The organism is Streptomyces spiramenti (assembly GCF_012034385.1).
GTDB lineage: Bacteria > Actinomycetota > Actinomycetes > Streptomycetales > Streptomycetaceae > Streptomyces > Streptomyces spiramenti.
On sequence record NZ_JAAVJB010000188.1, the window covers coordinates 1 to 10,237 of the forward strand.

Below are 10,237 nucleotides of genomic sequence, written 5' to 3' on the forward strand. Positions count from 1 at the left end.
GGCGGCCCTGGGCGGCTGAGGGCCGCGACCGGTGCGGGGCGCCGGGGTGCGACTCCCCGACGCCCCGCCCAGTCGGGCGTCGCTCACATCGGGCGGCACCGGTACCCGGGCAGTTCCAGCGCCGTGCGGTGCACGACCGCGGCGCCCACCGGGTCGGGGCTCCCCGATGCCTCTCGGGCGTCGACCGGCGCGGCACAGGCGACCGCGACCTCGGTGGCACTCAGCGCCCGCACCCTGCCGCCGTGGACCTCCCACCCCCGCAGTTCCTGCGGCGGGGGCATTTCCCGCGGCGGGGTTGCGGGGACGGTCCGCAGCAGCAGTCCGGCGTCGCCGCCGGTGGCGAGCGCGGCCGAGAGCACCATGCACAGGAGCAGGCCTTCGGGGCACGCCAGCGGGGAGGGGCGGGCGCCCCTCGGTTCCGATGACGCGGCGCCGCCGGTCTCCGGTCGTCCGGGGTCGTCGCCGTGGCGCATCGCCGCGCTCAACGCCTCCGGGGTGTCGCTGAGGGTGCAGACCAGCCGGCTGCCGGGGCCGGCGCGGCGGAGCAGTTCGGTGACGGTGTCGGCGGCCTGCTGGAACGCGCACTCCGCTCCGGGGCCGCCGCACCGCGGGCAGCGGTCGGCGGCGGCCAGGAGGTCGGCGCACCGCTCCCAGGTGCGGCGGGCGCCTTCCGCCGCGGCCAGTTCGGCCAGGGCGCGGTCGACGGGCTGGCCCCGGTAGGGGACGGCGGCGGTGTCCGCCACCCGTTCCCCCGCGTAGGCGGCGCGGACGGCGTGCGCGCCGGGGTCGGCGCCGGTGCGGTGGCAGTGGTCGAGGTAGTCACCGGTGTCGAAGGCGGCGAGGCGGACGGGTCCACCGCGGCGGGCGAGCCCCCGCAGGTGCCGTTCGAGGCCGCGGAGGTAGGCGGCGCGCGCTTCCGGGCCGCCGCCGGGGCCCGCCGGCTCCCTGCCGTGCCCCTCGGGACCGGCCGGGCCCCCGGGGACCCCGTCGGGTGCGACGAGTACGGTGCTGACGGTCAGCCGGCGGTAGTTCGCGGCGTCGGTGACGCGCCCGCCGGACGGACGCGACGACGGTGTCCGCTGCATGGGACCTCCTCCGTGGGCCGTGGCCCTCGACAACAATCATCACGCAGCGTAACGACAAGCACTGACAGTCACTGTCCGAGTGGTTCGGAGGACACCCCGCCGGGACCGGGCAACCGGCTGCTCGCCCGGCCGGGTCCCGGGGTCGGTTCAGCCGCGCCCGGCCCCGCGCGGTTCCTCGTCGCCGCCGGCTGACACCGCCCTACGGGCTCCCAGTTCGGCGAAGGACGCCAGCAGCGCCACGTCGTCCACGGAGCCGGGGTTGACGGCCTTCTCCAGCGCGGTGCCCTGGAGGAGCCGCTTGACCGGCACCTCCAGCCGCTTGCCGGTGAGGGTGTGGGGGATGCCCGGTACGACGATGATCGCGTCCGGCACGTGACGCGGTGACAGCTCGGTCCGCAGCGCGGTGGTGATCGCGGCGCGCAGGGCTTGGTCGTCGGCCGCCGCCGCGGCCAACCGCACGAACAGCGGCATCCAGTAGCCGCCGTCCGGGAGTTCGACCCCCACGACCAGCGACTCCTGCACCTGCGGCAGCCGTTCGACCACCTCGTAGATGTCGGCGGAGCCCATCCGGACGCCCTGCCGGTTCAGGGTGGAGTCCGACCGCCCGTGGATGACCACGCCCCCGTGGCCGGTGACGGTGATCCAGTCGCCGTGCCGCCAGACCCCCGGATAGCTCTCGAAGTAGCTCTCGCGGTAGCGCCGGTCCTCCGGGTCGTTCCAGAACCGCACCGGCATGGACGGCATCGGGTTGGTCACCACCAGCTCGCCCACCTCGTCGACCAGTGGCTTCCCGGCCGGGTCCCACGCCTGGAGGTCGGTGCCCAGACACGGCGCCTGCAACTCGCCGACGTGGACCGGCAGCGTGGGGACGGCACCGGCGAAGCAGCTGCAGACGTCGGTTCCGCCGCTGACGGAGGCGATCCACAGGTCGGCCCCGACCTCCTCGTGCAGCCACCGGAACCCGTCCGGCGGCAGCGGGGAGCCCGTGGTGGCGACGCAGCGGGTCGCGCCGAGGTCCATGTCCCGGGCGGGGTGCACGTCCTTCTTGGCGCAGGCGGTGATGTAGGCGGCGGAGGTGCCGAAGAGCGTCGCGCGCGTGCGCTCCGCGATCCGCCACTGGGCGTCGGTCGCGGGGTAGGCCGGACTGCCGTCGTAGAGGACCACGGTGGTGCCCACCAGCAGTCCGGAGACGAGGAAGTTCCACATCATCCAGCCGGTGGAGGTGTACCAGAACAACCGGTCGCCCGGCCCGAGGTCGCAGTGCAGGCCGAGCTGCTTCAGGTGCTCCACGAGAATCCCGCCCTGGGACTGCACGATCGCCTTCGGCAGGCCGGTGGTGCCCGAGGAGTACAGCACCCACAGCGGGTGGTCGAAGGGGACGCGCCGGTACTCCGGCGCGGGCGGGGCGGCTCCGGGCGTGGTGAGGTCGTTCCAGGCCAGGGCCCCGGCGGGCGGCTCCGTGCCCAGCAGCGGAATGTGGACGGTCGCCCGGAGCGTGGGCAGTTCCCGCCGCAGCTCCGCGACGGTGGCCGTGCGGTCGTGCTCCTTGCCGCCGTAGCGGTAGCCGTCGACGGTGAAGAGCAGGACCGGCTCGACCTGCTGGAACCGGTCCAGCACGCTGCGGGCCCCGAAGTCCGGGGCGCAGGAGGTCCACACCGCGCCCACGGCGGCAGTCGCCAGGAATGCGACGACCGCTTCGGGGATGTTGGGCAGGTAGCCGCTGACCCGGTCGCCGGGGGCCACCCCGAGCCCGCGCATCTCCTGGGCGAGCACCGCCACCCGGTCGCGGAGCTCCCGCCAGCCGATCGGACGCGGCTGCTGCCCCTCGTCCACGGCGAGCAGCGCCGGTTCCTCCGCGCGCGCCGGGTCGTCGGCCCACCGCAGCGCGTGCGCGGCGTAGTTGACGGTGGCTCCGGGGAACCAGCGCGCCCCGGGCATGGCGGCGTCGGCGAGGACACGGTCCGGCCCGTCGCCCAGGGAGACGTCGAACCAGCGCGTCACGGCCTCCCAGAACCGCTCGGGTTCCGCGACCGACCACCGGTGGAGCGCCGCGTAGTCGCCGGCGGGGCCCGCCCCGGACGGCGCCGGGGCGCCGAGCGCCTCGGCGGCGAACCGGTGGAACCGGGTCAGGTGGGCCGCCTCGACCCGCTCCGGGGACGGCCGCCACAGCGGCTCGGGCGCGGCGGGGGTGTCGGCGGATGTCGTGGTCATGGTCGGCTCCCGGTGAGATACGCGTCGTGTGCGTGGCCCCGCGCACGTGCGGGGGTGTGCGCGTGACGCGGTCCAGCGCGACACTGCCACGTCACGTCCGACCGCACCAGGGTGGGTGACCGCTGCGCCGTCCCGCCACCCGGGTGGCGGGACGGCGCGCCGAGCGGCGGCCCCGGCGTCAGGTCATGGCGCTGCGCGCCGCGGCCGACCGCCGCAGGGCGTGCTCGACCACGGCGATCAGCGCCTCCCTCGCCGAGGAGCGCACCCGGGCGTCGCACAGCACCACCGGGATGTCGGGATCGAGGTCGAGCGCGGCCCGTACCGCCTCGGGCGGGTAGCGTTCGGCCCCCTCGAAGCAGTTGACCCCGACGGCGAACGGCAGTCCGCGGCTCTCGAAGAAGTCGATGGCGGCGAAGCTGTCGGCCAGTCGTCTGGTGTCGGCGAGCACCACCGCACCGATCGCACCGTTGGCCAACTCGTCCCAGAGGAACCAGAAGCGCTCCTGCCCGGGAGTACCGAAGAGGTACAGCACCAGGGCGTCGCTGATGGTGATGCGGCCGAAGTCCATGGCGACCGTGGTGGTGCGCTTGGCCGCGACCCCGGTGGTGTCGTCCACCGGCCGACCCGCCTCGGTGAGCCGCTCCTCGGTCTGGAGCGAGCGGATCTCGCTGACGGCGCCGACCAGGGTGGTCTTGCCGACTCCGAAGCCGCCCGCGACCAGGATCTTCAGGGCCAGTGGGTCGGGGGCCGCCGTTGCTATGTCAGAGGGCCCGGAGACCATCGATCACCTCACGCAGAATGTTCTCGTCCGGTAGCTGAGCGGCCGGTATCGGGTGGCTGACCCGGACCAGGCCGGCCTCCAGCAGGTCGCTGATGAGGACCCGGACCACGCCCACGGGGAGGTCCAGTCCGGTCGCGAGCTCCGCGACGGACTCGGACACCCGCCGGCAGCGGTACAGGATCTCGCCGTGCTCGGGTGCGAGGCCCTGCCCGCCGGGGAGCGTGGCGTCGGCGGGCAGCTCCTGGCCGCCCCCGATGAGGGCCGTCACCAGGGCGATCAGGTCGAGGCGCTCTCCCCCGGCGACCCGGGTGCGCCCACGCGTCATCGCGTAGGGGCGCACCACCGGCCCCGCGTCCTCGTCGAACCAACCCTGGGTCATCGCACCGCCGGCCTCACGCCGGGTCGGTCGCGCCGAGGCGAGGAGCCGTGCCCAGGTGGTCGCCGACCCGGCGCACCAGCAGCGTCATCTCGTAGGCGACCTGGCCGACATCGGCGCCGGGTCCGGTCATGACGGCCAGGCAGCTGCCCGAGCCGGAGGCCGCGACGAACAGGAAGGCCTCCTCCAGCTCGACCATCGTCTGCCGGACCGAACCGACCTGGAATTGGCGGCCGACGCCCTTGGCCAGGCTGTGGAAGCCGGAGGCGACCGCGGCCAGGTGTTCGCCGGCCTCGCGGTCCAGGCCCTGCGAGGAGCCCCGGGCGAGCCCGTCGCCGGAGAGCACCAGTGCGTGCTGGATGCTGCCGACCCGTGAGACGAGGTCGTCCAGCAGCCAGTCGAGCTCCGCGCTGCGGCCGGGCCCCCTGTCGTGTTCGGTCTGCGGTGCCGTCATGGCTGTCGTCCCTCACGTCCGTCGGTACCGGGCGGGTTCTCCCGTGACCGGCTGTCCATCTCCTCCCGCCCCCGCTCCCAGCCGCGCTGGAGCGAGGACATCCGCTGACGCACCGTCTCGGCGTCGGCGTCCGGCGCCGGGTCCCAGCCGCCCGAGGGCGGCGGGGCACCGTGGCGCAGCTGCGGCGCGAGGCCGGCCTGCCTCACCCGGCGGGGCAGACCCGCCGTGGTGCCGTCCGTGGCGGCGTCGGCGGGGTGGGCCGCCGGTACGGGCCCGGTCACGGGAAGGTCGGGTTCGTCCGCTGCGCCCGGCGCCTGGTGCAGTCGGCGGCCGTTCTCGGCGATCAGGACCGGGGTGCGGCGGCGCTGCGGGAGCGGGGTCAGCGGGGAGTCCTCGCGGGGGGCGCCGTGTTCGGAGCCCTCCCCGGTCGGGTCGTCGACACCGTCCGGTGCGCGGTGGCGGCCGACGCCGGGGACGTCGGTGGCCACCGGGGCCGCGGCGCGGGGCAGGAGCGGGACGTCAGCCTCGGGGCGGCGGCGGGAGGGCGGGGCCTCCTGCTGCTCGTCCGGGCCGGGTACGGAGACGGGGGCGTCCAGCTCGACCGGGCCGTCGACGGGGCCGTTGAGCAGGGCCGGAGGCGAGGGGCGGTCGGGCAGCGGCGCGCGGTGGTCCGTGTCGTCGGCGACCGCGTCGCTCAGCAGCTCTCCGGAGAGCAGGACCACCGCGGTGGTCCCGCCGTACGGGGACGGCGCGAGGGTGACCCGCACGTCGTGCCGGCGGGCCAACCGCGACACCACGAAGAGACCCAGGCGGTCGGTGTCGGAGAGCTCGAAGTCCGGGGAGTTGGCGAGGGTGTCGTTGGCCACCGCGAGGGCGGCGGGGGTCATGCCGAGTCCGCGGTCGTGGATCTCCAGCGAGAAGCCCTGCGGCACCCGTTCGCCCTGCACGTGCACCGCGGTGTGGGGCGGGGAGAAGACGGTGGCGTTCTCCAGCAGTTCGGCCACCAGGTGGCTGAGGTCGGAGACGGCGTTGCCCGCCACCGAGAGCCGCGGCATGCGCCGCACCTCTATTCGCTCGTACTGCTCCACCTCGGCCACCGCGCCGCGGACGACGTCCATCAGCTGCACCGGCTTGCGCCACTGCCGCGGCGGGGCGGCGCCGGAGAGGATGACCAGTCCTTCGGCGTGCCGCCGCATGCGGGTGGTCAGGTGGTCCAGGCGGAACAGGTCGGCGAGCTCGTCGGCGTCGTCGGTGCGGCGCTCCATGGTGTCGAGCAGGCTGAGCTGACGGTGGAGCAGCACCTGGTTGCGGCGCGCCAGGTTCACGAAGACGTCGGAGACGCCCCGGCGCATGTCCGCCTGCCGGACGGTCGCCTCGACGGCGGCCCGCTGCAGCGTGTTGAGGGCGCGGCCGACGTCGCCGACCTCGTCCCGGCCGTACTCCAGCCGGGGGACCTCGGTCTGCACGTCCACCGTCTCGCCCTCCCCCAGCCTGCGCATCACGGCCGGCAGCCGGACGTCGGCGGCCTCGTGGGCCTCACGACGCAGCGCGCGCAGGTCGCGGACGAGGCCGCGGCCGACGCGGATGGAGACGAACACCGAGACGAGGACGGCGGCCAGCCCCGCGACACCGGCGACCGCCGCGCGGGTGAGCACCGCCGTCGCGGCGGGCGAGACCTCGTCCTGGTACCGGTCGGCGGCGGCGTCTGCGAGCGAGCGCAGCTCGGTGGCGGCGGCGGAGGTGACGTCCTCCCAGCGTTCGGGGCCGATGGAGTCCTCGCCGTGGGCGACGAGGTTCTCCTCGGTGACGGTGAGGGTGTGCCCGAGCCCGACCTGCCAGAAGTAGTCGTGGAGCTGCCGGTCCTCCAGCGGGAGGTCGGGCAGGTAGGTCGCGAACGCCTGGCGCCGCTCGGCGGCGCCCTCGGTGAGCCGCCGCTGCTCGGTCTCGGTGACCCGGCCGGCGACCAGCGCGCCGGCGATCAGGGCGTCGGTGCGGGAGAGGGACTCGGCGGCGTGGCCGAGGCCGGAGACGGCTCGCCCGTGGCGGTCCAGGGCGACGTTCTCCAGCAGGTGCAGCGCGGAGAGGAAGCGGACGCCGGGCTCCGCCATGCCGTTGTACGCCTCCAGCGCGCTGGTGCGCGTGGTGGTGTTGGCGTCGACGTTCCCCCGGATCTGGTCCAGGCGGTCCAACCCGTTGAGAAGGCTGTCCAGTCGCTGCTGCGCGCCCTCGTTGAGGTCGGCCCGCGCGCCGGTGTCGGCGGCGGCGGTGAGTCGGCTCACCGCCCCGTCGGTGGCGGTGCGGGCGCGCCGCAGGTCGGCCTGGTTGCGTGGATCGGCGAGGTACACCATGGTCTGGCGGCGTTCCTGCTGGAGAGCCTGCACCGCGGCCTCGGCCGGTCGCCCGAGGCTGTCGGAGACCGCGGAGACAGCGAGCAGTTCGCGGGCCTCCTGTGCGGTGATCGCGACCGAGAAGGCCCAGAGCGCGACCAGCGAGGTCAGTGGCACCAGGAGCAGCGCCGTGATCTTCCGCCGGACCGACTTCCCCCGAAAGCGCATGACCTCCCCTAAGTCCGTGGCGAAACCGAGTCGTTGTGCCGGACAACATCCTCTCTCCCCGGGCCCGGATCGGGAACGGCGGGGGCCGGTGGATGTGCGGCGCGCCTCATCCTTACTGTTCACATGCGGGCGTGCAAGGCGTTCTAACATGGTCGCGCGTGACAATTCCGCGCATCCCGTCGTTCATCTCGCCGTGCAGGGAGCGCAGGAGGATGGACCCAAGACCCCGTATGCCGGACCCGGTGCGTGACGCCGCGGTCCGGGCGGTGCTGTTCGTGGCGGTGACGCTGGTTCAGCTGGTGGTGTTGGTGCTGAGCGCGCTGGCCGGCTCCTGGCTGGCGGTGCCGATGGTCTTCAGCACCCTGTTGAGTGTGATCCTCTCCACATGGGGGGTGCTGGACATCTGGATCACCCGTCAGATGTGGCGGCAGCGGCACGGGGTGGTGTCGCTGCCGAACAGCGTGGCCAGGCGCCGGGCGCTGGGACGCGAGGGCTGAGCGGGGCGGCCACGCGCCGCCCCGCACGGCGTCAGCCCTGGTCGGCGCCGGGCGGCGCCTCCTCGCGCGGGCCCGCGCCGGTCGCCGTCGCGGCCGGCTCCGCCGCACCCGTGCTCTGCGCCGGGACGGCCGCCCGCGTCCGGGCGGCCTCCTGCTCGCTCCGCGGCCGACGGTACATGCGGGTGGCGGTGATCTCGCTGTGGGTGCCGTCCTCGCCCTCCGCCGCCGCGGGCAGGCCGGGCCGCAGGTGCTCCTCGACCCGGATGTACTTCAGTCCGGCCCGCAGGTCGGCATCGTTCCGCAACCGGATGACCAGCGGGAACTCCGCGAGCGCGGTGGTGTCGAACAGGCCGGTGGTGTACAGCAGCTGCACCCCGAGCGCGTCGGAGACCGCCCGCTGGAGCTCCAGCAGGTAGGTGGCGTTGGCGCGGCCGATGGGGTTGTCCAGGAAGAGGGTCCCCGCGTGGCGGTGCTCGTCGCGGCCCCGGTCGTTGCTGCGCAGCGCCGCCATGGTGCAGTACAGCGCGATGGCCGCCGTCAGCAGCTGTCCGCCGGAGAAGACGTCGCCCATCTGTCCGACGGGAACGCGCTCGGCACGGAGCACCGCGTCCGGCTTGAGGATCTCCACCGACACTCCGCGGGGCCGCAACGCGGCCTCCACCCCCCGCAGCAGCAGCGACATGCCGTCGCGTCGCAGATCGGTGTTGCGGCGGACCGCGGCGCTGGTCGTCTCGTCCACGACCTCGCCCAGCCGCTCGGTGAGCGTGGCGGGGTCGGGGTCCTCGAAGCGGATGCGCACGAACTCCTGGCCCGACCACTCGCCCAGCCCCTCCGGCAGCCGGGAGAGCCGCTGCGCGGACCGCAGGGTGGCGAGCGAGGAGTCGACCAGTCCCCGCAGGCGGGCCACGATGGACCCCCGGTTCCGCTCCAGCTGCTCCAGCTCGTCGGTGAGCACCCGCAGCCGCGGGGCGAACGCCTCCGCCCAGGCGGCGGCGTGGTCGGGGAGAGCGGCGGCGGGCAACTCGCGGATCTGCTGCCGGGCGGGGGTCCGCACCTGCTCGTAGCGGGTGGCGTTGGCGTGCCGGACCAGCTGGTCGGACGCCTCGCGGACCGTGGACTCCGCCGCCGAGAGGTCGGCGGCGCACCCCCGCAGCGAGCGGCGGGCCTCGGCCGCGGCACGCCGGGCCTCTTCGGGGCCGCCGGGATAGGGCTCCGGCGCCTCGTCCTCCTCCTCGCCGGTGCCGGGTTCACGCAGCAGGTCCCGCAGCTGGGCGGCGAGTTCCTCGAAGGCGCCCGTGGCGTCCTGTGCTGCGCGGTGGTCGTCCTGGAGGTCGGCGTGCGCCTCTCGCGCGGTCTCCAGGCTCTGGCGGCAGGCGGCCTCCTCCGCGCCGGCGGTGCGCAGGAGTTCGCGGGCGTGGTCGGCGTCGCGCGGGACGAGCTGCTCGGGGAGGTCGGTGTGCTGGCCGCCGTCGGAGGGGGCGTGGCGCTCCGCCTCGCCCCGCAGCCTGCCGAGCTGCTCGCTGGCGGCCGAGGCGCGGGACTCGACGAGCTGGACCTGCGCCTCGGCGCGGGCCGCGGCGGCCTGACGGGAGGGGCCGTCGGCGCCGTCGGTGGTCTCCAGCAGCTTGGCGGCCCGCGCCCGGACCTTGGCGCCGAGCCGGTCGAGCGCGGTCTGCGCGGCGCTGGCGTCGCCCTCGGCCCGGGCCTGCTCCGCACGGAGGTCGGCGTCGACGCCGACCTGGTCGTAGAGGCGGGCCGCGGTGCGGTACTGCTCGCGGAGCGCGGGGAGGGCGGCCTCGGGCGGGGTGTCGGCGTCGTCCTCGGCGTCGCCGGGTTCCGTCGGCCCCCCGATCTCGGCACGCTCGGCGCGCAGGACACGTGCCGTGCGGCGCGCGTCGTCCGCGGTTCGCTGCGCGGTGCGGCGGTCCTCGTCCGCGGCGCGGGCGCGTTCCAGCAGCACCTCGGCGCGGGCGGCGTCCTCGGCGGCGTCCTCGGCGCGTTCCCGCAGCGCGGACTGCCAGCGCGAACGCTCCCGCAGCCGGAAGGCGAGACCGGCCAGGGCGTCGGCGCGCCGCCGGGCCCGCTGCAGGGCCTCCTGCCGTTCCTCGCGCAGCCGCAGCGCCTCCGCGCCGGCTTCCTCCGCCTCGGCGCGCAGGGCGGTGGCGGCGGCGAGTTCGTTGTCGGCGGCCGTGACCGCCTCGCGACCGGCGGTGGCGGTGGCGGTCAGCTCGGCGAGTCGACCGGCGGGGCAGCCCGCGCGCCAGGAGGCGAGCCGGGC

The 10,237-nt window shown here is 75.4% G+C and carries 7 protein-coding genes and 1 pseudogene; 1 reads left to right on the top strand and 7 read right to left on the bottom strand.

Features of this window, described 5'->3' with window-relative positions:
- Nucleotides 1–83: 83 nt before the first annotated feature.
- The 6 genes from HCJ92_RS18630 to HCJ92_RS18655 all read right to left on the bottom strand — a co-directional run bounded on the left by HCJ92_RS18630 (nt 84) and on the right by HCJ92_RS18655 (nt 7,462).
- A complete protein-coding gene (locus tag HCJ92_RS18630; RefSeq protein ID WP_167934759.1) occupies nt 84–1,085 on the bottom strand; it encodes a hypothetical protein in 1,002 nt (333 codons plus the stop codon).
- 147 nt (nt 1,086–1,232) lie between these two features.
- Complete coding sequence (locus HCJ92_RS18635) at nt 1,233–3,296, bottom strand: acetoacetate--CoA ligase (protein ID WP_167934760.1); 2,064 nt, start codon at nt 3,294–3,296, stop codon at nt 1,233–1,235.
- A gap of 178 nt (nt 3,297–3,474) precedes the next feature.
- Nucleotides 3,475–4,077: a GTP-binding protein gene (locus tag HCJ92_RS18640; protein WP_167934761.1), complete on the bottom strand. Its 603-nt coding sequence runs from the start codon at nt 4,075–4,077 to the stop codon at nt 3,475–3,477.
- Nucleotides 4,058–4,456 carry a DUF742 domain-containing protein gene (locus tag HCJ92_RS18645; protein ID WP_167934762.1) on the bottom strand — a complete coding sequence of 133 codons (399 nt, stop codon included), beginning with the start codon at nt 4,454–4,456 and terminating at the stop codon, nt 4,058–4,060. The genes HCJ92_RS18640 and HCJ92_RS18645 overlap by 20 nt, the downstream gene beginning before the upstream one ends.
- Nucleotides 4,457–4,469: 13 nt before the next feature.
- Nucleotides 4,470–4,907, bottom strand: coding sequence for a roadblock/LC7 domain-containing protein (locus HCJ92_RS18650; RefSeq protein ID WP_167934763.1), 438 nt, complete (start codon nt 4,905–4,907; stop codon nt 4,470–4,472).
- A complete protein-coding gene (locus HCJ92_RS18655) occupies nt 4,904–7,462 on the bottom strand; it encodes a sensor histidine kinase (RefSeq protein ID WP_167934764.1) in 2,559 nt (852 codons plus the stop codon). The genes HCJ92_RS18650 and HCJ92_RS18655 overlap by 4 nt, the downstream gene beginning before the upstream one ends.
- Nucleotides 7,463–7,674: 212 nt before the next feature.
- Between HCJ92_RS18655 and HCJ92_RS18660 the strand changes: the two genes are divergently transcribed.
- The gene (locus HCJ92_RS18660) at nt 7,675–7,959 is read left to right on the top strand and encodes a hypothetical protein (protein WP_338054249.1); all 285 of its coding nucleotides are present in this window, start codon (nt 7,675–7,677) and stop codon (nt 7,957–7,959) included.
- 31 nt (nt 7,960–7,990) lie between these two features.
- Here HCJ92_RS18660 and HCJ92_RS18665 read toward each other — a convergent pair.
- A pseudogene (locus tag HCJ92_RS18665) lies at nt 7,991–10,237 on the bottom strand (hypothetical protein); the annotation flags it as partial.

Excerpts from the sequence above, each read along its gene's own strand:
- HCJ92_RS18630 (WP_167934759.1), bottom strand. The coding sequence starts at position 1,085 with ATGCAGCGGACACCGTCGTCGCGTCCGTCCGGCGGGCGCGTCACCGAC.
- HCJ92_RS18635 (WP_167934760.1), bottom strand. The coding sequence starts at position 3,296 with ATGACCACGACATCCGCCGACACCCCCGCCGCGCCCGAGCCGCTGTGG.
- HCJ92_RS18640 (WP_167934761.1), bottom strand. The coding sequence starts at position 4,077 with ATGGTCTCCGGGCCCTCTGACATAGCAACGGCGGCCCCCGACCCACTG.
- HCJ92_RS18645 (WP_167934762.1), bottom strand. The coding sequence starts at position 4,456 with ATGACCCAGGGTTGGTTCGACGAGGACGCGGGGCCGGTGGTGCGCCCC.
- HCJ92_RS18650 (WP_167934763.1), bottom strand. The coding sequence starts at position 4,907 with ATGACGGCACCGCAGACCGAACACGACAGGGGGCCCGGCCGCAGCGCG.
- HCJ92_RS18655 (WP_167934764.1), bottom strand. The coding sequence starts at position 7,462 with ATGCGCTTTCGGGGGAAGTCGGTCCGGCGGAAGATCACGGCGCTGCTC.
- HCJ92_RS18660 (WP_338054249.1), top strand. The coding sequence starts at position 7,675 with ATGGACCCAAGACCCCGTATGCCGGACCCGGTGCGTGACGCCGCGGTC.